19 protein-coding genes are annotated in these 22,689 nt (G+C 70.0%); 10 read left to right on the top strand and 9 right to left on the bottom strand.

The genetic code is table 11. From position 1 onward, the window contains the following. Positions 1-79: 79 nt before the first annotated feature. The 8 genes from whiA to CSR00_RS09775 form a co-directional block, all read right to left on the bottom strand. The gene (whiA, locus tag CSR00_RS09810) at positions 80-1,057 is read right to left on the bottom strand and encodes a DNA-binding protein WhiA (RefSeq protein ID WP_099022246.1); all 978 of its coding nucleotides are present in this window, start codon (positions 1,055-1,057) and stop codon (positions 80-82) included. Further along, the gene (locus CSR00_RS09805) at positions 1,054-2,088 is read right to left on the bottom strand and encodes a gluconeogenesis factor YvcK family protein (RefSeq protein ID WP_099022207.1); all 1,035 of its coding nucleotides are present in this window, start codon (positions 2,086-2,088) and stop codon (positions 1,054-1,056) included. Before CSR00_RS09805 ends, whiA begins: the two co-directional genes overlap by 4 nt. Then, positions 2,085-3,023 (bottom strand): RNase adapter RapZ, encoded by a 939-nt coding sequence (gene rapZ, locus CSR00_RS09800; protein ID WP_099022206.1) that lies wholly within the window; start codon positions 3,021-3,023, stop codon positions 2,085-2,087. Before rapZ ends, CSR00_RS09805 begins: the two co-directional genes overlap by 4 nt. After that, the gene (gene uvrC, locus CSR00_RS09795; protein WP_099022205.1) at positions 3,020-5,092 is read right to left on the bottom strand and encodes an excinuclease ABC subunit UvrC; all 2,073 of its coding nucleotides are present in this window, start codon (positions 5,090-5,092) and stop codon (positions 3,020-3,022) included. The genes rapZ and uvrC overlap by 4 nt, the downstream gene beginning before the upstream one ends. Before the next feature lie 50 nt (positions 5,093-5,142). After that, complete coding sequence (locus CSR00_RS09790; protein WP_099022204.1) at positions 5,143-5,598, bottom strand: PH domain-containing protein; 456 nt, start codon at positions 5,596-5,598, stop codon at positions 5,143-5,145. Next, positions 5,595-6,077: a 6,7-dimethyl-8-ribityllumazine synthase gene (ribH, locus tag CSR00_RS09785; protein ID WP_099022203.1), complete on the bottom strand. Its 483-nt coding sequence runs from the start codon at positions 6,075-6,077 to the stop codon at positions 5,595-5,597. Before ribH ends, CSR00_RS09790 begins: the two co-directional genes overlap by 4 nt. Then, positions 6,074-7,402 (bottom strand): bifunctional 3,4-dihydroxy-2-butanone-4-phosphate synthase/GTP cyclohydrolase II, encoded by a 1,329-nt coding sequence (locus tag CSR00_RS09780; RefSeq protein ID WP_099022202.1) that lies wholly within the window; start codon positions 7,400-7,402, stop codon positions 6,074-6,076. The genes ribH and CSR00_RS09780 overlap by 4 nt, the downstream gene beginning before the upstream one ends. 235 nt (positions 7,403-7,637) lie before the next feature. Then, the gene (locus CSR00_RS09775; RefSeq protein ID WP_099022245.1) at positions 7,638-8,258 is read right to left on the bottom strand and encodes a riboflavin synthase; all 621 of its coding nucleotides are present in this window, start codon (positions 8,256-8,258) and stop codon (positions 7,638-7,640) included. A gap of 74 nt (positions 8,259-8,332) precedes the next feature. Between CSR00_RS09775 and CSR00_RS09770 the strand changes: the two genes are divergently transcribed. The 9 genes from CSR00_RS09770 (at position 8,333) to CSR00_RS09730 (ending at position 20,287) form a co-directional block, all read left to right on the top strand. Beyond that, on the top strand, positions 8,333-9,040 hold the full coding sequence (locus tag CSR00_RS09770; RefSeq protein WP_099022201.1) for an LppX_LprAFG lipoprotein: 708 nt from the start codon (positions 8,333-8,335) through the stop codon (positions 9,038-9,040). A gap of 8 nt (positions 9,041-9,048) precedes the next feature. Further along, complete coding sequence (locus CSR00_RS09765) at positions 9,049-10,746, top strand: MFS transporter (protein WP_099022200.1); 1,698 nt, start codon at positions 9,049-9,051, stop codon at positions 10,744-10,746. A 348-nt stretch (positions 10,747-11,094) separates the two neighbouring features. After that, positions 11,095-12,840, top strand: coding sequence for a hypothetical protein (locus CSR00_RS09760; RefSeq protein WP_141564322.1), 1,746 nt, complete (start codon positions 11,095-11,097; stop codon positions 12,838-12,840). A gap of 121 nt (positions 12,841-12,961) precedes the next feature. Further along, positions 12,962-14,233 (top strand): hypothetical protein, encoded by a 1,272-nt coding sequence (locus tag CSR00_RS09755; protein WP_099022198.1) that lies wholly within the window; start codon positions 12,962-12,964, stop codon positions 14,231-14,233. A gap of 80 nt (positions 14,234-14,313) precedes the next feature. After that, complete coding sequence (locus tag CSR00_RS09750; protein WP_245905925.1) at positions 14,314-15,294, top strand: glycosyltransferase family 2 protein; 981 nt, start codon at positions 14,314-14,316, stop codon at positions 15,292-15,294. Further along, the gene (locus tag CSR00_RS09745) at positions 15,291-15,995 is read left to right on the top strand and encodes a DUF998 domain-containing protein (protein WP_099022197.1); all 705 of its coding nucleotides are present in this window, start codon (positions 15,291-15,293) and stop codon (positions 15,993-15,995) included. Before CSR00_RS09750 ends, CSR00_RS09745 begins: the two co-directional genes overlap by 4 nt. Then, positions 15,992-16,831, top strand: coding sequence for a glycoside hydrolase family 16 protein (locus tag CSR00_RS09740; RefSeq protein WP_407662413.1), 840 nt, complete (start codon positions 15,992-15,994; stop codon positions 16,829-16,831). The genes CSR00_RS09745 and CSR00_RS09740 overlap by 4 nt, the downstream gene beginning before the upstream one ends. After that, positions 16,828-18,114 (top strand): glycosyltransferase family 2 protein, encoded by a 1,287-nt coding sequence (locus tag CSR00_RS09735; protein ID WP_245905924.1) that lies wholly within the window; start codon positions 16,828-16,830, stop codon positions 18,112-18,114. Before CSR00_RS09740 ends, CSR00_RS09735 begins: the two co-directional genes overlap by 4 nt. A 1-nt stretch (position 18,115) precedes the next feature. Next, complete coding sequence (locus CSR00_RS09730; protein WP_245905923.1) at positions 18,116-20,287, top strand: hypothetical protein; 2,172 nt, start codon at positions 18,116-18,118, stop codon at positions 20,285-20,287. 49 nt (positions 20,288-20,336) lie between these two features. Here CSR00_RS09730 and CSR00_RS09725 read toward each other — a convergent pair whose 3' ends face one another. Then, positions 20,337-21,113: a glycosyltransferase family 2 protein gene (locus CSR00_RS09725; protein ID WP_099022242.1), complete on the bottom strand. Its 777-nt coding sequence runs from the start codon at positions 21,111-21,113 to the stop codon at positions 20,337-20,339. 325 nt (positions 21,114-21,438) lie between these two features. Between CSR00_RS09725 and CSR00_RS09720 the strand changes: the two genes are divergently transcribed. Beyond that, positions 21,439-22,626 carry a 4-hydroxybenzoate 3-monooxygenase gene (locus tag CSR00_RS09720; RefSeq protein ID WP_099022194.1) on the top strand — a complete coding sequence of 396 codons (1,188 nt, stop codon included), beginning with the start codon at positions 21,439-21,441 and terminating at the stop codon, positions 22,624-22,626. Positions 22,627-22,689: the final 63 nt, after the last annotated feature.

The following is a 22,689-nucleotide window of genomic DNA, read 5'->3' as shown; positions in this document are numbered from 1 at the left end:
CGGGTCCATACTAGGAATACGGACGAGGTGGCGGAGAGGTTCACCACCGGCGGGGACATCGGGGCCGGCCGGCCCCGGCTCAGGTGTCCTCGAGAAGATCCGGCGTGACCGCCGACTCGGTGTCGGGGATGCCGTCCTGCTTGGCCTTGCGGTCCGCCATCGACAGCAGACGCCGAATTCGGCCGGCCACAGCGTCTTTCGTCATCGGGGGATCCGCCAGCCGGCCCAGTTCCTCCAGCGAGGCCTGTCGGTGCTCGACCCGCAGCTTGCCGGCCGAGGCCAGATGATCGGGAACGGTGTCACCGAGGATCTCCAGCGCGCGTTCGACCCGGGCCGCCGCGGCGACCGCGGCGCGCGCCGAACGGCGAAGGTTGGCGTCGTCGAAGTTCGCCAGCCTATTGGCGGTGGCCCGGACCTCGCGGCGCATCCGCCGCTCCTCCCACGTCAACCGGGTGTCCTGGGCACCCATCCGGGTCAGCAGCGCGCCGATGGCCTCACCGTCGCGCACCACCACCCGATCGGCGCCCCGGACCTCCCTGGCCTTGGCGCTCACCCCGAGGCGGCGGGCCGCGCCCACCAGCGCCAGGGCGGCCTCGGGACCCGGGCAGCTGACTTCCAGGGCGGAGGATCTGCCCGGCTCGGTCAGGGAACCGTGGGCCAGGAAGGCACCACGCCAGGCCGCCTCGGCGTCGGACACGCTGCCGCCGACGACCTGCGCCGGCAGGCCCCGCACCGGGCGGCCCCGCAGGTCCAGCAGGCCGGTCTGGCGGGCCAGCGCCTCGCCGTCCTTGGCCACCCGCACCACATAGCGGGTGCTCTTGCGAATACCGCTGGCGGACAACACATGCACCACTGCGTTGTAGCCGTAGAGGTCGAAGATGTCCTTACGCAGGCGCCGCGCGATGATGCCCAGGTCGACCTCGGCCTCCACGACCACCCGCCCGGAGACGATGTGCAGACCGCCGGCGAAACGCAGCAGCGCGGCAACCTCGGCACGACGGGCACTGACCGAGTTGACCACCAATCGGCTCAGTTCGTCTTTGACCTCGGCCGTCATCGCCACGGGTAGTCACCTCTCGGTACGTTCACGGTAGGTCCCTCCACACCGGGTGCCGGTGTCGGCGCGGTGGGTGGGACCGGCACGTCCCCCCGCATGCGCACCGCCTCCAGTGCCGCCGCCAACTTCGCCGGATCATGTAAAGGTGTACCAGGTCTGGACACGTCAGCAAACTGAACTTGGGCATCGAGGATCCGTGCGCTGCGGCGCAGTTGTTCGCGTTCCCGCTCCGCGGGGACCCGGGACGCGTCGACGATGATGTCGTTGACCGTGAAATCCGGCGCGTGCTGGGACAGCACGTGCAGATGACGTTCGGCGGAGAACCCGGCGGTCTCCCCCGGTTCGTCGGCCAGGTTGAGCACGAGCGCGCGGCGCGCCCGGGTGGCCTGCAGCGCCGCGGCGAGTTCGGGGACCAACACGTGGGGGATCACGCTGGTGAACCACGAGCCCGGACCGAGCACCACCAGGTCAGCGGCCATGATCGCGTCGACGGCCTGTCGGGTGGCCGGCGGATTGCCGGGCAGCAGCCGCACCCGGCGCACCTTGCCCGGGGTGGTGGCGATGGCCACCTGGCCGCGAATGACCCGGCTCATCCGCGGATCCGACTCCAGCCCGGCGACGTCGGCCTCGATCTGCAGGGCGATCGGGCACATCGGCAGCACCCGCCCCTTGACGCCCAGGACGCGACCCAGCTCGTCGAGCGCGGCCACCGGGTCGCCGAGCACCTCGTTGAGCCCGGCGAGCATCAGGTTGCCGATCGGGTGGCCCGCCAGCGCACCGGTGCCCCCGAACCGGTGCTGGATGATGGTGGCCCACAGTCTGCCGTACGGGCTGTCGGAGGCCAACGCGGCCAACGCCATTCGCAGGTCGCCGGGCGGAATGATGTCCAGCTCGCCGCGCAGCCGCCCGGAGGATCCGCCGTCGTCGGCGACGGTGACCACGGCCGTCACATAGGGCGTGAGCCGGCGCGCCGCCGACAGGGTGGCGTAGAGGCCGTGCCCGCCACCGAGAGCCACGATGCGATGACTCATTCGCGGCCCAGATCCCGGTGCAGCACCCGCACCGCCAGCCGGTCCCCGGACTGCAGCCGTTGCGCGAGCGCCTCCGCGATGGCGACGCTGCGATGCTTGCCGCCGGTGCACCCGATGGCCACCGTCATGTAACGCTTACCCTCCCGCCGATAGCCCTCGACAACCAGGCCCAGCAGTTCATGGTAGGTCTGCAGGAACCGCGCCGCGCCCGGTTGGCCAAGGACGTAGTCACGCACCGCGGGGTGCTGGCCGCTGTGCGGACGCAGTTCGTCGATCCAGTGCGGATTGGGCAGGAAGCGCACATCCATCACCATGTCGGAATCCATCGGCAGCCCGTATTTGAATCCGAAGGATTCGACGGTGACGCTGGTCTGCGGTGCACTCTCGCCGCCGAAGACCTGTTCGATGCCGGCGCGCAGTTGCGGCACCGGCAGGTTCGAGGTGTCGATCACCACGTCCGCCCCGGCCCGCACCGGGGCCAGCATCGCCCGTTCGGCCGCGATGCCCTCGGCCAGGGTCATGTCCCCCTGCAGCGGGTGACTGCGCCGGTTCTGCTCGTAGCGCCGCACCAGGATGTCGTCGGAGGCGTCCATGAACAACACCCGCGGCGCGATCCCGCGGGTGGCCAACTCGGTGCGCACCGAGTCCAGGTCGCCGGTGAACCCCTTCGAGCGGGCGTCCATCACCACGGCCAGCTGTGTGATACGCGAGCCGGCGGCCAGGCCCAGGTCGACCATCCTGGCGATCAGCTCCGGCGGCAGGTTGTCGGCGACATACCAGCCGAGATCCTCCAGAACCTTGGCCGCGGTCCCGCGGCCGGCACCGGAGAGCCCGGTGACCAGCACCACGTCGATTCCCGGCTCGGGTCCGCCCGCGGGTTCCGCCCCGGGGTTGTGGGCGCTGCGTGGTGCCACGTTCTCCGTTCCGTCCGTCATCCCGATGCCCGTTCAGCGGTCTCATCTTCGCCCACGCCGGTGACCGGTGCGGGGGATCGCTCCGATTGCCCGCCGCCCAGCGCCTGCAGCACCGCGGTGGCGGTCGTGACACCGATCCCCGGCACGGCGGTGATCTCCTCCACCGTGGCCTGCTTGAGACGCGCCACCGACCCGAAGTGGCTGACCAGCGCCCGGCGCCGCTGCTCGCCCAGGCCCGGCACCGCGTCCAGGGCCGAGGCCGTCATGCGCTTCGAGCGCTTGCTGCGGTGGAAGGTGATGGCGAATCGATGTGCCTCGTCTCGGATCCGCTGCAGCAGGTAGAGACCTTCGCTGTTGCGCGGCATGATCAGCGGGTCCGGCTCACCCGGCACCCACACCTCTTCCAGACGCTTGGCCAGCCCGATCACCGCGACGTCGGTGACCCCGAGTTCCTCCAGCACACCCGCGGCGGCGTTGACCTGCGGCGCCCCGCCGTCGACCACGTAGAGATTGGGGGGATAGGCGAACCGGCGCGGACGCTGCGGGGGCGGGGCCGGGTCGACGGCATCAGGAACAGCCGAGCCGGGCTCGGCATCGGGCGGAGGCTCCGGCGCGGTCTGCCCGCCGTCGTGGACGTGCCGCCAGAACCTGCGCCTGGTGACCTCGGCGATGGACGCCACGTCATCGGAGCGCCCCTCGCCCGCGGCCTCCTTGATCGAGTAGTGCCGGTAGTCGGACTTGCGCGGCAGGCCGTCCTCGAACACCACCAGCGAGGCGACCACATCGGTGCCCTGGACATGGCTGATGTCCACGCACTCGATGCGCAGCGGCGCATCCTGCAGCCCGAGGGCATCCTGGATGCTCTGCAGGGCAGCCGATCTGGCGTTGAAGTCGCCGGCCCGGCGCAGCTTGTGCTGTTGCAGCGCCTCCACCGCGTTACGGTGCACGGTTTCGGCCAGGGCGCGCTTGTCGCCGCGTTGCGGCACCCGCAGGGTCACCTTGGCCCCGCGCAGCCCACCGAGCCACGCGGCGACCTCCTCGGCGTTGGGCGGCAGGCAGGGCACCAGGACCTCGCGGGGCACTGGAGCGGTGGCCTCGTCGGCCGCCCCGCCGAGGTCGGCCTGCTCACCGTAGAACTGGGTGAGAAACTGCTCGACCAGCTGCGCAGAGGCCGCCGCGGCCGCGTCTACCTCTCCGGGTCCTCTTGGCTCGCTTGGTTTTTCGATCACCCACCCGCGCTGGCCGCGGACCCTGCCGCCGCGGACGTGGAACACCTGGACCGCGGCCTCCAATTCGTCCTCGGCGAACGCCATCACGTCGGCGTCGGTGCCGTCACCGAGCACCACCGCCTGCTTCTCCAGGGCCCGGCGCAGCGCCGAGAGGTCGTCGCGCAGCCGCGCGGCGTTCTCGAAGTCCAGTTGCTCGGCGGCGGAGTTCATCCGCTGTTCGAGTTCGCGGGCGAACCTGTCGGTCTTGCCGGACAGAAAGTCGCAGAAGTCCTCGACGATCCTGCGGTGTTGTTCGGCACTCACCCGACCCACACAGGGCGCCGAACACTTGTCGATGTATCCCAGCAGACAGGGCCTGCCGATCTGGCTGTGCCGCTTGAAGACTCCGTTGGAGCAGGTTCGCGCCGGAAAGACCCGGGTGAGCAGATCCAGCGTTTCGCGGATGGCCCAGGCGTGGGAGTACGGACCGAAGTAACGCACGCCCTTGCGGCGTGGTCCGCGGTAGACGAACAACCGCGGATACTCCTCGTTGAGCGTGACCGCCAGCACCGGGTAGGACTTGTCGTCGCGGTAGCGGACGTTGAAGCGCGGATCGAACTCCTTGATCCAGTTGTACTCCAGCTGCAGCGCCTCGACCTCGGTGTTGACCACCGTCCACTCCACCTTGGCGGCCGTGGTGACCATCTGCCGCGTCCGCGGGTGCAGGCCGGCGATATCGGCGAAGTAGGACGTCAGCCGGCTGCGCAGGCTCTTGGCCTTGCCCACGTAGATGACCCGCCCGTGGACGTCCAGGAAGCGGTACACGCCGGGCTCGACCGGGATGGAACCGGGCGCGGGCCGGTACGTCGCTGGATCGGGCACCGTTTCAGGTTAGTACCGGGAGAGGGCCGGGCCCGACCGCACCGCGCGGGTCAGGAGCCGTACTCGGCCATCAGGGAGCGTGCGGTGTCCATCGCGTCGACCGCACGGCCCTTGTCGACGGCCTGGATGGCCATCACGGGGACGTATTCGTCGTCGGCAAGGTCCACCCGCGCCCACCGCGCCCCGGGCGGAAACGTGATATCGACCACGTCGCGCCAGGCAATGAATTTGTCCGTCAACAGGTTTCGCACCGAGATCCCGTCGGGCCCGATACGCAGGCGCGGCCTGGTCAGCAGTAGGACCAGCCCGGCCAGCACCAGCCCGAGCAGCGCGATCGCCACCTGGTCGGCGGTTCGAAACACCACACCGGTGGATCCCACCTTGAGCAGCAGGCCGACGGTGATGTGAGCGACGGCGATCACCACGGCGGCGGCGACGGCGAAGTACGGCGTCAGGTGCGGGCGGATCTGCACGTCCCAGGCCGAGCCGGCCGCCGGCGCGCTCACCGCACCTCGCGAAGGTCGCGCAGGGTCAACGCCGTGCTGACCGCGGCCGCGGCGGCCTGCGCACCCTTGTCCTCGACCGAGCCGGGCAGCCCGGCGCGGTCGAGAGCCTGTTGTTCGGTGTTGGTGGTGAGCACCCCGTTGGCCACCGGGGTCGACGCGTCCAGCGACACCCTGGTCAGCCCCTGGGTGACGGCGTCGCACACATAGTCGAAATGCGGCGTCTGACCACGGATCACCACCCCCAGGGCGATCACCGCGTCGTGGCGGATGGCGACCTCCTGGGCCACCACCGGGATCTCGATCGCGCCGAGCACCCGGACCACCGTGGGGTCGGAGATGCCGCTGCGCTCGACCACCCGGCGGGCACCCTCCAGCAGCGCATCGCAGATGGTGGTGTGCCACGTACTGGCCACGATCGCCACCGAAAGCCCGGCCCCGTCCAGGACGGGCATGTCCGGGACGCCGGCACCTCCGCTCACGGCGCCGTACCCGAATCGCCGGGGTCCCGCGGGCTGCGCTCCCCCAGCAGGTAGACGCCCTCGTCGTAGCCGTCCATGGTGTGTGATTCCACGTAGTCCTCGAGACCGGCGAGGTCATGACCCATCCGGTCCCGTTTGGTCATCAGGTAGCGGATGTTCTCCGAGTTGGCCCGCACCGGCAGCGGCACCCGCTCGATGATGTGCAGCCCGTAGCCGTCCAGGCCGACGCGCTTGGCCGGGTTGTTGGTCAGCAGCCGCATCGAGCGCACCCCCAGGTCCACCAGAATCTGGGCGCCGATGCCGTAGTCGCGGGCGTCGGCGGGCAGTCCGAGCTTCAGGTTGGCGTCGACGGTGTCCGCGCCTGCGTCCTGGAGCTGGTAGGCCTGCAGTTTGTGCATCAGCCCGATGCCGCGCCCCTCGTGGCCGCGCATGTAGAGCACCACGCCGCGGCCCTCGCGCGCCACGATCGCCATCGCGGCATCAAGCTGCGGGCCGCAGTCGCAGCGGCGCGACCCGAACACGTCACCGGTGAGGCATTCGGAGTGCACCCGCACCAGCACGTCATGACCGTCGCTGTGGGGTCCGGCGATCTCGCCGCGGACCAGCGCGACGTGCTCGACGTCGTCGTAGATGGGCTTGTAGCCCACCGCGCGGAACTCGCCGTGACGGGTGGGGATCCGCGCCTCGGCGATGCGCTCAATGTGCTTCTCGTGCTTGCGCCGCCACTCGATGAGGTCCGCGATGGAGATCAACGCCAGGTCGTGTTCGTCGGCGAAGATCCGCAGCTCGTCGGTCTGGGCCATGGCGCCCTCGTCCTTCTGGCTGACGATCTCGCAGATCGCGCCGGCCGGCTGCAACCCGGCCAGCCGGGCCAGGTCGACGGCGGCCTCGGTGTGGCCGGGGCGCCGCAGCACGCCGCCCTCCTTGGCGCGCAGCGGCACCACGTGGCCGGGCTTGGTGAAATCGTCGACGACACTCTCGGGGTCGGCGAGCAGACGCATCGTGGCGGCCCGGTCGGCCGCGGAGATACCCGTCCCGATCCCTCGGCGGGCATCGACGGTCACCGTGTAGGCCGTGCCGTGCTTGTCCTGGTTGACCGCGTACATCGGCAGCAGCCCGAGCCGGTCGCAGATGTCGCCGTCCAGCGGGACACACAGGTAGCCCGAGGTGTAGCGGACCATGAACGCCACCAGCTCCGGGGTGGCCTTCTCCGCGGCGAAGATCAGGTCGCCCTCGTTCTCGCGATCCTCGTCGTCGATGACCACCACAGGCTTACCTGCCGCGATGTCGGCGACCGCCCTTTCGACGGTATCCAGCCTCGTCATCTGTGCCACCTTGCCCGGTTCCCCGCGGAACCACTGAGAAGAACGCTTCCACCAGTATGAACGAATCCCGGTGCCGACTGGTTCACGACCCCGTCCATCCGGTGGTGCCCGGGTGTGGCCCCGGTGCCGGACAAACGTACGCCCGACCACCCCGGAAGAGACAAATCGGCCCAGCTCGACGGCCGGCGGGCGGGCGCACCGGGCTGCTGTCCGGACAGGGACGGCAGATCCGCGGTTACCGCGAGCCCAACAGCCGCTCGACGTACTTGGCCAGCACGTCCACCTCGAGGTTGACCGTCGCGCCGACCGGAGCAGAGCCCAGCGTGGTGAGTTCCCGGGTGGTGGGGATCAGCGAGACCTCGAACCAGTCGGAACCCAGACCGGACACGGTCGAATCGGAACCCAGACCGGACACGGTCAGCGAGATCCCGTCGACGGTGATCGAGCCCTTCTCCACGATGTAGCGCGACAGGGCGGCCGGCAGTGCGATCCGGACCACTTCCCAGTGCGGTGACGGGGTGCGCGAGACCACCGTTCCGGTGCCGTCCACATGCCCCTGCACGATGTGCCCGCCCAGCCGGCTGTTGACCGCGGCGGCACGCTCCAGATTGACGCGCGAGCCCACCTCGAGCGCCCCGAGGCTGGAGCGATTGAGCGTCTCGGCCATCACGTCGGCGCTGAACGCGCCGCCCGGACTGACCTCGACCACGGTCAGGCAGACCCCATTGACGGCGATCGAGTCACCGTGGCCGGCATCGGCGGTCACCACCGGGCCCCGGAAGACGAACCGGGCGGCATCGCCGAGGTCTTCCTTGCCGACGACTTCGCCCAGTTCTTCGACGATTCCGGTGAACACGCCCACCAGGCTACGAGCGCCCACCGCCCTCGCGTAGATCGGGGCTGCCCCCGGCCACCCTCTACGATGCAGTCATGCAGACGCGTCGTCGATCGTCCCGCCTCGCCCTGGCCCTGGCCGCCGTCGGTACCGCCGCGGCGCTGCTGGTCGGCTGCTCATCATCGGACTCGGGCACCGAGTCCCTGCCCGAGGCCAAGGAACTGCTGCAGCAGTCCAGCCAGACCACCAAGAAGCTGCAGAGCGCACACCTGGAGATCGCCGTCAACGGAAAGATCGAGGGCCTTCCGGTCAAGAAGCTCTCCGGCGACCTGACGAACGTGCCCGCCGTCGCGGTGAAGGGCGACGCCACCATCACGATGGGCGGATCCGATCTGGATGCCGGCCTGGTGGTCACCGACGGCATCCTCTACGCCGAGCTGAGCCCGGACAACTGGCTGGATCTGGGTCCCGCGGTCGACATCTACGACCCGTCGTCGATCCTGAATCCGCAGACGGGGCTGTCCAATATGCTCACGAGCTTCTCCGACCCGAAATCCGAGGCGACGGAGAGCATCAACGGCATCGACACGGTCAAGATCACCGGTGACGTCAGCGCCGACGCGGTCAACAAACTCGTCCCGCAGCTGAAGGCCACCAACGCCGTTCCCGGAACCGCCTGGATCCAGAAGGACGGTGACCACAACCTGGTCCGGGCCGAGGTCCAGCCCAGCAGCGATCAGTCGATCCAGATGACGCTCTCGCAGTGGAACGAGCCCGTCACCGTGACCAAGCCTCCGGTGTGAGTCCTGCCGTGACGGTGTCTGCGAAGTCCGCGACGACCAGCCGGCGCATCGCGATCAGCGCGGGCAGCCTCGCTGTCCTGCTGGGTGCCCTGGACACCTACGTCGTGGTCACGATCATGACCGACATCATGCGTGACGTCGGTATCCCCATCAACAAGATCCAGCAGGCCACCCCGATCGTGACCAGCTACCTGCTGGGCTACATCGCTGCGATGCCGCTCTTGGGTCGCGCCTCCGACCGGTTCGGCCGAAAGCTGTTGCTGCAGGCCAGCCTCGCCGGGTTCGCGGTCGGCTCGCTGGTGACCGCGCTGTCCGGTGACCTGACGATGCTCATCGTGGGACGGGTGATCCAGGGCGTGGCCAGTGGTGCGCTGCTGCCGGTGACCCTGGCCCTGGCGGCCGACCTGTGGTCGGCGCGCAACCGTGCGGCGGTGCTGGGCGGCATCGGCGCGGCGCAGGAACTCGGCAGTGTGCTGGGCCCGCTGTACGGAATCGCGGTGGTCTGGGCGCTGAACACCTGGCGTGACGTGTTCTGGATCAACATCCCGCTGGCCGCGGTGGCCATGGTGATGATCCATTTCAGCCTGCCCGGACGCGACCGCGGTTCCCACGCCGACGAGCGGGTCGACGTCATCGGCGGTCTGCTGTTGGCGCTCGCGCTGGGGCTGGCCGTGGTGGGCCTGTACAACCCGGCCCCCGACGGCAAGCAGGTACTGCCCAGCTGGGGGCTGCCCGTGGTCGCCGCTGCGATCGTCGCGGCGATCGCGTTCTTCGGGTGGGAGCGGTTCGCGCGCACCAAGCTCATCGAGCCGGCCGGGGTCCGGTTCGGCCCGTTCCTGGCGGCCCTGGCGGCCTCGGTGTGCGCCGGGGCAGCCCTGATGGTGACCCTGGTCAACGTCGAGCTCTTCGGCCAGGGTGTCCTCGGGATGGACCAGAACGCCGCCGCCGGACTACTCCTGCGCTTCCTCGTCGCGCTCCCCGTCGGTGCCGTCCTCGGCGGCTGGCTGGCCACCCGGGTGGGCGACCGCCTGGTGATCTTCGCCGGTCTGCTGATCTCCGCCGGCGGCTACTGGCTGGTGTCCAAATGGGGCGTCGACGTGTTGTCGGCCCGACACGACCTCGGGCTGTTCACGCTGCCGGCCTTCGACACCGACCTGGCACTGGCCGGATTCGGCCTGGGCCTGGTGATCGGCCCCCTGACCTCGGCGGCGCTGCGGGTGGTACCGCCGGCTCAGCACGGGATCGCCTCCTCGCTGGTGGTGGTCGCCCGGATGACCGGGATGCTCGTCGGTGTCGCCGCGCTCTCGGCCTGGGGTCTCTACCGGTTCAACCAGATCCTGACGAGCCTGCCGGTCGAACCCGCCACCGGCCTGGCCGCACGTATCGCCGCCGAAGCCGCGCGATACCGGCTCGCGTTCTCCATGCAGTACGGCGAGATCTTCGCCATCACCGCCATCGTCTGCGTGGTGGGCGCCCTGCTCGGTCTGGTGGTGGCCGGCCGCCACGACCACGCCGAGGAACCCGACGCCGACGGCGGGCCCCCGGCCCCCCACGATGACGTCACCCAGGTGATCACCGTGCCCCCCGGCCCGGGTCATCCCTACGGCGGCGACCAGCCGACCCAGCAGCTGCGCGGCACCGCCGGCCCCGACGCCGAGCCGACCGTGCGGTTCCGCCGGCGAAACGGGCCACGGCACCGAGGGTGACCGCCCCGGGCGGCGGGTAGCGGCCCGCATTAGGGCCGCATTAGGGCCGCATTACGACACTGCGACCTCCGCCGGCCGACGGCCACCGGCCGCGCCGGCAAATTCCGTCCGGCGCGCCGGCGGCCCGCGCGGCGGCTCGGCGTGAACGTCCGCGAGCCGGCCGCCGGCCGCACGTGGTCGCCTGCCAGTTAAGCCGGATCGGAGGCTCCTGCCATGCCGATCGACGAGGGGCGCAGCTCCGACATCGGCAGCGAACTCACAGGGAAGGCATTGCAGCTTAGGTAAGCCTGCACTAATGTTCCGCACGGCCCGCTGTGGCTGTCGTCCCATCATCAAACCAGGAGCATCATGCAGGTAGCCCTCCAACCCCAACCGGGCCAGCACTTTTCGCCCGCTCCCCCACGACCCAATCCGCTCTACAAGCGACTGGCGGTCGCCGGCGTCGCCATGACGGGAGCGTCGGTCATCGCCATCACCCCGGCGGCACCGTCGCTGACCCAGCTCACCGAGGTCCAGAACCGCGCGGTGCAGCTCGCAGCCTGGGAGAAGCCCGGCGAAGTGTGGCAAAGCACGATCTCGGAGACCGTCGCCAACGTCAAGTACGGGTTCAACGCGATCGGCACCGAGACCCTACCGGCCGTCGGGCGAATTCTGTCCGCCACCCCCGAGGCGATCGGCGAGCTCGTCGACGGCCTGTTCGACTCGGGCAACTGGGAACAGTTCTTCGCCGATCTGCCGACCTACGCCTCCACCATCGGCACCGGCCTGCAGGGCACGAAGGAGGGCTTGCAGGACCAGCTCGCCGAGCTGCCGGCGACGCTGGAGTCCATCCGGGAGTCGCTGGCCGAGGGGGAATTCACCCAGGCATGGCAGACCCTGGACTCCTACCTCGTGTGGGGCATCGGGTACGCCGGATGGCCGCTGTTCGATGCGTTCGAGATTCCGGGCAAGATCGCGCGCACCTTCGGCGCCGACAAGCTCGCCAACGTGGTCGACGACCTGCTGACCGGCAACGCCGGCGCAGGCTACGTGTATTCGGTCCTGGGCCCCCCATTCGCCGCGGTGTTCCAGTTCACCGACCTCCTCGACTCCGTGATCGATTCCGTGCAGGCCAAGGACTGGGAGACCGCCGTCAGCAATGTGGTCAACATGCCGGCTAAGGTGCTGAACGCGTTCCTCAACGGCTACATGCCGAGCGTGGCCGACTATGAGTTCCCGGGGCTACTGACCAAGGATGGACCGCTGGAGCTCCTGCTGTTCAAGCTTCCCAATCAGATTGCCTGGCACCTGAACTCCGAGTCCGAGGAGTCCGGGGAGGAGTCCGGGGACTCCGAGACCTCGACGACGGATGGCGAAGCGGAGTCCGAGTCCGAGGCCGAGGTGGACGCCGCCGATGCGACCGCGGTGTCGTCGACAACCCTGGCCTCGCCCGACTCACTGCTGACGGTCGACGTCGATGCCACGTCCGAGGACGAGGACGGCGCAGCCACCGACGAGGCCACCGACGAGGCGGCTACCGAGGAGACCACCGAGGAAGCGGCCACCGAGGAGACCAGCGAGGACGCCACACAAGAGGGCACCGACGAGGGCACGGCGGAGACCGCCACGGACGAGTCCGGGGACGCGGCGGAAACCACCGAGTCCGACGACGCCGACACCGAGCCGAGCGACGCGACTGATGCATCGGAAAGCTCGGACGACCAGGCCGACGACACCTCCGGCGCGGACGACGCGGCGGACAGCGGTGCGAACGACCGAAGCGACAGCGACAGCGCGGACTCCAAGTCGGACAGCAAGTCCGACAGCAAGTCGGATTCCGGGTCGGACAACAAGTCGGACAGCAAGTCCGACAGCAAGTCGGACAACAAGTCCGACGCTGGCTCCTCGAACCACAACGGTTCCAGCAGCAACAGGTCGGGCGGCAACAGCTCTGCCGGCAAGTCCGGCAGCAGCTCGGGTAGCAGCTCTGCCGGCAAGTCCGGCAGCAGCTCGGGTAGCAGCTCTGCCGGCAAGTCCGGTAGCGGCTCGGGTAGCGGCTCGGGTAGCGGCTCTGCCAGCAAGTCCGGCAGCAGCAGCTCCGGCGGCGACCGGTAACCACCCCACCACGACGCGGACGGCCCCCTCGCTCCCGAGGGGGCCGTCCGTCGTCGATGCCGCCACCGACGGACACCGGACCGGTTCAAATTAGGCAAGCCTTTGCTAAAGTCTGCGCAACATGGCCAGCCTGATGACCCGCCCGGAACCCGTCGACCGCGTTCGCGTCGCGGCACTCGACGTCGCCCACAGCAGGCGGCGGTCGACAGTCCTGGTCGGGCCGCTGGCACTGCCGCCGTGGGAGGTTCTCGTCGAACGCTTCTCCGCACTGGCCGACGGGGGCCCGCTGACGCGACTGTGCCTGCAGCCCTCGACACACACCAACCACTGGCACCGGCTACCGGTTGACGCAACGCGGACCATCAACGTCACCGACCCCCTACCGGCGGGCGCCCCGCCTACTCGGCTGCTTCCCGCGGTGCGCGCCCTGCGCGCGGAGAACGGCCCGGATGGCCTCCACATCCTGTGCGCCGGAGATCAATTGGCGATCGACTTCAGCCACGGATTGGGCGAGGTGCCGCTCGTGCAGACCGTGCTCGACGTCCTCTTCGGGGCGGTCGACGCTCGCGACCCGACGTTCCTGGCTCCCTACCGGCACCGGATCCCACCGTTGCTGAGCGCCGGAGTGCGCACCTTCGCCTCCGACCCCCGGCGCATCGCGTCCGTGCTGGGCGCCTACCGCCGCCGCCCGATCCCGTCAGTGCCCGTCGGCGCGCAGAAAACCAGCGGGGTCTTCAAACCCTCACCGTGCACACGATTCGTCGGGGTGCCCGGTGAGTTCGTCACCGAGGTGCGGCGACGCCGCGACGCCGCCCTACCCGGCGTCAGCATGGTGACCCTGTGCACCTATGCGCTGTGGGAATGCCTCGCCGACGCGGGCCTCACGGTGGAGAACATCGTGAAGATCCCGTTCGACGTGCGCCGCTACCTGCGCACGGGATCGGACACGCTGGCCTCGTTCTCGGCGGGGTTGGACTTCGCCATCGACGCCGACGACGGACCGGTCGGCCTGCAGGCCGAGATGGATCGCTCCGCACGAAGCGGCCGCCCGGTGGCCAATCTGCTCGTCGGCGCCCTCAAGGCCCGGCGCCGGCGTGCCGATGTCGCCGAACGACACCCCGGCCACCCGCGGGTGCGACTGCTGCACTCCAATGTGGGCCGTGCCGCACGCGTACACCTGTGGCCGTTCACCGATCGCGGCGCGGCGCACATCCTGGTCGCCAGCGATCCCATGAACGCCGAGGGCGTGACCGTGACCTCGGCGTGGACATCGGACAATCTGTGGCTCACCGCCGAATTCCACGACACCGTGTTCGATCCGGACCGGGTCGACGAGGCACTGCGCACCGTGGCGGACCGGATGCACGACCTGACGCAGCCTAGGTTAGGCTAACCTAGTTTTTACCAAGCGCGGCGGCACGGCCACCGTGCCCTCGCCGTCCTTGCCGTCCCTGCCCCGCCTCCGGAGTCGTCGTGTCCCTGAGCCCTGCCTCTGCAGCCCACGTCAGCGCGTGCAACCCCCTGCTGAGCCTCGTCATCTGCTGCTTCAGCTCGGCCCGCTGGCCCCACCTCGTCGACGCCGTCGACTCGGCGCTGACGCAGGCCGGCCCCGCCGACGAGGTGATCGTGGTGGTCGACCACAACGATGAGCTGCACGCGGCCCTGCACCAGGCCTTCCACAACCGGATCGTCCTGGCCACCAACACCGACGAGCGTGGACTGTCCGGAGCCCGCAACAGCGGAGTCGCTCTCTGTCGCAACGACATCGTGGTGTTCCTCGATGACGACGCCACCCTGCGGGCCGGTGCGCTCGAGGCCGCCCGGCGCGCCTTCACCGACGACACCGTCGTGTCGATCGGCGGCGCCGTCGACGCGCAATGGCAGCGTGGGGCACCGCCGCGGTGGTTCCCGCGCGAATTCGGCTGGGTGGTCGGATGCGACTACCGCGGCCTGCCCGCCGACGGAGCGTCGATCCGCAATCCCATCGGGGCGGCCATGGCCGTCCGACGCAGTGCGCTGCTGCGCATCGAGGGCTTCTCCACGCGGCTCGGACGCGTCGGCGACCTGCCGAGCGGATGCGAGGAGACACTGATGGGTGTGCGCCTCCAGCAGGCCTTTCCCGATCGGCGCATCGTCCGGCGCACCGGCTTCCGCGTCACCCACCACGTCGGCGACCAGCGCGCCACACCCGGCTATTTCGCCCGACGCTGCTACCAGGAGGGCCGTTCGAAGGCGGCGCTGGCACGCATGTCCGGGGCCGGCCCCGCACTGGCCAGCGAACGTGGCTACACCGCCACGGTGCTCACCTCCGGGCTCTGGCGCGCCCGTCGCACACCCGGCCGGGCGCTCGCCCTGGTGCTCGGATTCACGCTTACCGCCATGGGTTTCGCCACCGGACTGCTCCGGCCGACCCCCCGTGGATCCCGTACGCCCGGAAAGGAACACCGCCGATGAGCCGGGTCCGACATGCGCTGCACCACCCGCGGTTCGCGATGGTCGCCGCCCTCGTGACCGTCGTCTACTTCGTCGCCGAGTGGGTGGTGGCCGCCACCTGGCGCGGCCACTACGGCTACCGCGACGACCACATCGGGCCGCTCGGCGTGCCGTTCTGCGGCCCCGAGGGCAACCGACCCTGCAGCGCCCTGTACCCGGTCATGGACGTCGCGCTGGTCATCACCGGCCTGGCCGTGGCGGCGGTGGCGCTGTCGTGGATCCTGCGCCGGGCCGCCGCGGCGGCGCACGGCCTGCTCCTGATGGCTGCCGGCGTCGGTCTCGCCGTCGCCGGGGTCGTCACCGAGCGCGGCGACTATGCGCTGCACACGACCGCGCTGACGGTGTTCCTGGTGTTCGGCCCCGTCGCGATCTTCCTGATCGGATCCAGCCGTTCCCCGTCGGCTGCCGCCTCCTTTCCCTGCGGCGCCAGGCGGTTCGCCGCCGCGGCCGGACTGGCCGGGACGGTCGGCTACTTCGCCTACGTCGGCGGCTACACCGCCCTGCTCGGCCCCGGGGGTACCCAACGACTCGTGGTGTACTCGGTACTCATCGCGCTCATCGTGGTGAGCTGCTCCGCCCGCAGACCCGTGATCACCGACAGCCCCGATCCTCGCCTCACCCCCGGGGCCGAACCCGCCGAGCGCGTGGAGGCCGACGCATGACGGGCCCCCGGCACTCGGGTCGGCCACGTCTGCGGCGACGGGCCGCCGTCGTCGCGTTCTCGATGCTGGTGACCGGCTGTTCGTTGCCCCCCGTGATCGGGCATGCCGAGCCCGCCGCGCACGACGGTGTGCTGTTCTCCGACGAGTTCGACGGTCCGGCGGGCAGCCCGCCCGGCGGTGACTGGCGAACCCAGACCGGCGGCGGTGGCTGGGGCAACGGCGAACTGCAGGTCTACACCGACGACCCCGCCAACGTGAGCCTGGACGGCGCCGGCCATCTGGCGATCACCGCCCGGCGTGACGCCGCCGGCACGATCACCTCCGCGCGCGTGACCACGGAGAGCTCGTTCGCGTTCACCACGGGCCGCGCCGAGGCCCGCATCGCGCTGCCGGCCGGCGCCGGGCTGCACCCGGCGTTCTGGCTGCTCGGCGTCGACCTACGCGAGGTCGGATGGCCGGCCTGCGGCGAGATCGACGTGATCGAGACGCTCAACGAGGCGGCCGAGTACCACAGCGGGGTCCACGCCCCGCAGACCGGGACGGCACGCGGACAGCAGATCTCGGCGACGGGTCCGGCCCCGTTCCCCCTCGCCGGAGAGTTCCACACCTACTGGGTGGAACGCACCCCCGGACGGATCACCACCGGGGTCGACGACATCATGCTGCTCACCGTGACGCCGTTCAACCTCGAACCGGGCGCCAGCTGGGTGTTCGACGCACCGTTCTTCCTCCTGCTGAACCTGGCGGTCGGCGGGGACTGGCCGGGCCCGCCGAATGCGTCCACGCCCTTCCCGGCCACGATGCTCGTCGACTGGGTGCGGGTGACCACCCGATGACCCCACGGCTGCTCTCCCCCGCCATGCCCCGTTCCGCCGCACCCGACGGGGGACCCCATGCCCGCTGGGTCGGCTGGTTGGACCTCGATCACGCCGACAGTGCCCGTGGACACGTGATCGTCGAACCGGCCGAGGCGAAAGACTATGCGCGGGCCCGGATCCTGATTCGGCACCACATGAATCCGATCGGGTTCGTCGACGCCGAGATCGTCGACGGCGTGCTCACTGTCCCGGTGCCGCCCCTGCCGGAAGTCACCCGGTCACCCGCGGCCGCCACCCCGCCGATCTCGGTGGTGCTGTGCACCCGGGACCGGCCCGAGGACCTGGCCGGCGCGTTGGCCTCGATCACGGCGCTGGACTACCCGGAGTTCGAGATCGTCGTCGTCGACAACGCTCCGCGCACCGACGCGACCGCGCGGGTGGTCGACGCGGCCGGCGACCCGCGACTGCGCTACGTCCTCGAACCCACCCCGGGGCTGTCCACCGCGCGCAACACCGGGCTGCGGGCCGCGCGCCACGGTCTCGTCGCCTTCACCGACGACGACGTCGTCGTCGATCCGCGCTGGCTGCACGGGCTGGCCCGCGGATTCGGCGAACATCCCGACGCCGCGTGCGTGTGTGGGCTGGTGCCCAGCGGGGAACTGCGCACGGCCGCACAGGCCTATTTCGATCAGCGGGTGTCCTGGGCGGACTCCTTGAGCCCGCGACGGTACTGCCTGGCGGAGCCGCCCGCCGACCTGCCGCTCTTCCCGTTCCATGTGGGGCGTTACGGGACCGGCGCGAACTTCGCCGTCAAACGCGCCGTCGTCGTCGGGATGGGCGGCTTCGACGAGGCGTTGGGCGCGGGCACCGCGACCCGCGGCGGCGAGGACATCGACCTGTTCTACCGGCTCGTCGCGGGGGGTCACACCCTGGTGAACGACCCCGCGGCCATCGTCTGGCATCGTCACCGCAGCGATCCCGACGCACTGCTGGCACAGGCCAAGGGCTACGGGCTGGGGCTGGGCGCCTGGCTGACCAAGGTCGCACTCGATCGCGGGCACCGGCGCCGCGCACTCACCGTGGCGCGTCGCCGGTTGCGCGACACCGCCCGGTTCGGGGCAGCCTACGGCGCGGTCGCCGCACCGGCCCGCGGGTTCGGCGGGGCGGTGCCGCGCGGCGTCGGCAGGACCGAGGTGTTCTGGGTGCTCGGTGGGCCGTGGGCGCTGTGGCGGGGTAGACGCCAGGGCCGGGGCGCCCGGCCGCTGAACGCGCACAGCGACAACCCGTTGTCCGGTGCATGAGGTGAGCGCAACGAAGATGGTCGGCCCAGCCGCCGCCGTACCCGCGACCGGGGACACCGACGGTCGCCCCGCGTCGTCCACGACTCCCCTGCCCTGGCCGCGGACGCCCACCCGCCCGGCCGACCTGGCAGCGGTCGGCGCCCTCTTGGGGGCCGCCGCCCTGCTGCCGGTGCCGGCTGCGGTGCGCGGGCTGTTCCTTGCCGGCTTCGTCGCGATCGCACCGGGTTCGGCCATTCTCAGCTGGGTGGCGATTCCGCCGCGCGCCCGCGCCGGGGTGGTGCCGGTCCTCGGGATGTCGGTGACCACGATCGTCACCATCGCCGCGATGTGGTCCTACCGCTGGCACCCCCAGGGCATCCTCGTCGTCGGTATCGTCGCGGTGGGTCTCAGCAGCGTTCTCTGGTACCGCCGGAACAGCTGGCCGACGCTGCGGATACCCGAGATCCGCCGGCCCGCCACGGTGCCGCGGTCAAGATGGGCGAACCCGTCGGTCGCGATGAGCGGTGCCGCGCTGGTGATGTGGGCCGCAAGCCTGCCGGCCCTGCCCGGTGCCGACGCCGGCCTCTACGGGCTGCTCTTCTCGGGGTCCGGCCCCGTCCTGGCGGTCGCGATCGTCGTCACCGCACTGGCCTTCGTCTCGGCGATCCGCTCGGCACACCTACCCGCGGCGGTACTCGCCTTGGCGACCGCGATCGTCGTCAGCCGTGTGACGACGACGGTTGCCACGGAGATGCCGCTATACGACTGGACCTACAAGCACATCGCCGTGGTCGACTACATCCTCATCCACGGCCTGATCCAACCCAACGGCACCGACATCTACGCCCAGTGGCCCGCCTTCTTCGTCACCTCGGCGTGGTTCTGCGACGTCTCCGGATTGAGTCCGACCACGATCGCCCACGTCTTTGCCCCGGTGGTGCACATTCTCATCGCGCTGACCGTCTTCAGTGCCGCACGGGTGTGCTCCTGGAGCCGACGGGTCGCGCTCACCGCCGCCTTCGTCGTCGAACTCGTGAACTGGGTGGGCCAGGACTACTTCTCCCCGCAGGCCTGGACGCTCATCCTGGCCTTCGGGCTGATGGTGCTGCTGCTGGCATCGCGCGAGACCCCGGCGGCAGGCGCGCTGGCCATCATCCCATTCGTGGCCGTCGTGCCCTCCCACCAACTCACCCCGTTCTGGGTGCTGCTGACCACCGGTCTGCTGGTGGTGACCAGGCGCGCCAGACCCTGGTGGGCGTTGGTGGCCATGGTGGTCGTCGCGGTCGGCTACCTGCTGCTGAACCTGCAGGCGGTCCTGCCCTACGGGCTGCTGTCCGGTGGCAGCCCGGTCCAGAACGCCTCGAGCAACTTCAGCCGGTTCGACAGCAGCGTGGCCAAGTGGTTCACGTCGGTGGTGTGCCGCTCGCTGTCGGTGGCGGTGGTCGCCTCCGCGGTGGGGGCCGCCTGGTGGCTGCGCCGACGCGGACGCCCGATCCTGGCCCCGTGCATCCTGGCGTTCTCCCCGCTGTTGCTGCTGCTCGGGCAGAGCTACGGCGGCGAGGCGATCTTCCGCGTCTACCTCTATGGCCTGATCGGGTGCGGACTGCTGATCGCGCCCGTGCTGGTCCGGGCCCTCGACCACGCGGGGCCGGGCCGCCGATCGGCACCTGCTCTCGCGGCGTCGCTGTGGCTGAGCGTGGCCGGCGTGGCCGGGCTCCACGCCTACGTGGCCCTGTGGCCGATGGTCGTGGAGAGCCGCGAGCAGATCACCGTGATGAACGCGATCACCGCAGCCGCCGAGCCCGGGGTGCGGATCATGATGCTGCACCCCGGCGGCATGCCGGCACGTGTCGGTGAGCCCTACGCCGAACTGACCTTGCGCGATCCGGATTTCGACAATCCGTTGAGCTTCAACCTCACCGGCGAGAAGGCCACGTTCCCGACCGACGAGCAACTCGGTGCCCTGGAGTGGGCGCTGGACCAGCGCCCCTTCGACATCTACGTCGTCTTCAGCGAACAGTCGCGCAAGGCGATCAGGTACTACAACGAGTACCGGTCCGAGGCGATCCCGGAGTTCCAGAGCTACCTGTCCACCGCGCCGGGCTGGACGTTGGTGTACCGCAACGGAGAGACCGTGGTGTTCCGCCACGACGGGTCCGGCATCGAGAAGTGGAAATGGATGCCGCCCGAATAGCGTAACGCCGCAACCGGCCCGGGGCCGGTTGCGGCGTTCTCGGGGCCGCTCAGTCCCGGGTCGAGATCTTGGCGCCGACGGCCCTGTGCTCACGACGTTCACGGCCGATGGTCCGCAACACCCGCAGACCGTCGCTGAAGGCATTGAGGTTGCTACGCCCGTGGATCCGCCTGCCCTCGAAACTACCGACCTCGCGGATGCGCAAGCCGCTCCGGGCGATTCGGACGTTGATGACGGTTTCGACCTCGAAGCCGTCGCCCCACTGCGGGTCCGCCATTTCGGTCGGCGGCAGGTCCACGGCCGCCAGCGCATGCCGCCAGAAGGCGTTGTAGCCATAGCACAGATCGGTGAACGCGGTGCGGAAGATCCGGTTGACCAACCAGTTCAGGCCCCAGTTTCCGACCCGGCGGAACCGGGTGATGTCGTCACTGCCACCGCCGTGGGCGAATCTGCTGCCCTTGGCCAGGTCGGCCCCGCCGGTCAAGGCCCGGACGAACAACGGGATCTCGGCCGGGTCGGTGGAACCGTCCGCGTCGATCATCACCAGGATGTCTCCCGTGGCCTCACGGAAGCCGCACGCCAGGGCGTTGCCCTTGCCGGATCGGCTCTGCCGCAACACGGTAGCGTCCGGCCACAGCTCGCGGGCAACCTTCACCGTGTCATCGACCGAGCCGCCGTCAACCACGACGATCTGGTCGACAGGCGGCATCCGCCCGGCCACGTAGGGCAGGTTGCGTGATTCATTCAGTGTGGGGATCACGACGGTGACCGACGGACGGTCGGAATCGTCGCGGTCGGCCGACTCGCCGTCGGGCACGAGGGGCAGGGCCTCGTTGTCGGCATGGGAGTCGGTGAACTCCGGGTCCGGGCGCCGATCCGTGCGGTTGGAAGCCAGTTCAGTCACGAAGAGTCAGTCACTTTCTCAGGTCGTCCGCGATCCCGGATCACGGTGGTCGCCATGGCGATCTCGGTGTTGGGCCCCGGTGTCAGATATCCGTCGCACCCCGCCCCGGACTGCACGATAGTACATAATTAGGTTAGGCTTGCCTCTACCTATTGGTGGCGGGTTGAGAGCCCGCACAGGCTCGGCGTCCCGCCCCCACTGTGGTCCGGGGTCGCCGATCCGGATTCAACAAAGGACGGACTCGTTGGTGCGCTGCCAAGTCGCGATCATCGGCGCCGGCCCTGCAGGCCTGGCGTTGGCCCAGATGCTGCATCTCCAGGGCATCGACGCGGTGGTGATTGAGCACCGGTCCCGAGACTATGTCGAAAACCGGGTTCGGGCGGGCATTCTCGAACATGTGAGCGTCGAGCTGCTCACCGACATCGGTGTCGGCTCCCGCCTGCATTCCCGGGCACTGGTCCACGACGGGTTCTATGTCCGCTTCGACCGGCAGACCCACCACCTCGACCTGCATGCCCGCTCGGGGCGGCACAGCTACGTCTACGGCCAGTCCGAGGTGGTTCACGACCTCGTCGAAGCGCGCCTCGGCGCGGGCCTGCCGCTGATCTTCGGTGCCGAGAACGTCGCCGTCGCCGACATCGACACCGACCACCCGACAGTGACATTCACCGTCGAGGGGCAGACGCATCACGTCCGGGCGGACTTCGTAGCCGGTTGCGACGGCAGCCAGGGCCTCTGCAGAACGTTACCGCCCCCGACCGCGCTGACCCGCCTCGTGCGCGACTACCCCGTGGCCTGGCTCGGAATTCTCGCCCGGACCGCGCCGGTCACCGCGGAAGGCATGTATTGCGCGCACCCCGAGGGTCTTTCGCTGCACAGTATGCGGGGCACCGACATCACCCGACAGTATCTTCAGGTGCCCGCCGAGACCGACCTCTCCCAGTGGTCCGACGACAGGATCTGGAAGGAGCTGCTGCGCCGCAGCGACGCCGACGACTGTCCCCCACTGGAGACGGGCGAAATCCTCGATCGCAGCCTGGCCCGGCTGCGCAGCGAGGTCACCGAACCGATGCAGTACGGGTCGCTGTTTCTGCTCGGCGACGCCGCACACATCGTCCCGCCGACCGGCGCCAAAGGACTCAACCTGGCCCTTTCGGATGCCTGCGTGTTGTCGCACGCGCTCGGCGCCTTCTATCGCACCGGCCGGCGACGATTCCTCGACTCCTACAGCGCCACCGCGCTACCCAGGGTCTGGCAGGCCCAGAGTTTCTCGGCCACCCTCACCGCGGCACTGCATCGGTTCAGCGACGACCCGATGGAATGGCCGCTGCGCCGGGCCCGCCTCTACCGCTGGGCCACCTCACCGGCCGAACAGGATGCGTTGGGCGAGGTGTATTTCGGCCTGCCCTTCCCCACTCCGTGGCGCTTCGGTTGAGGTGGTTCGGCCGGGACCCCGCGGCCGCCCCCACGGCGACCGGGCGGACCACGCTGGGCCCGC

The organism is Mycolicibacterium palauense (genome assembly GCF_002592005.1).
GTDB classification, from domain to species: Bacteria; Actinomycetota; Actinomycetes; order Mycobacteriales; family Mycobacteriaceae; genus Mycobacterium; species Mycobacterium palauense.
Note: the sequence above shows the minus strand (reverse complement) of the source record. Positions and strands in the feature narration are given on the sequence as shown.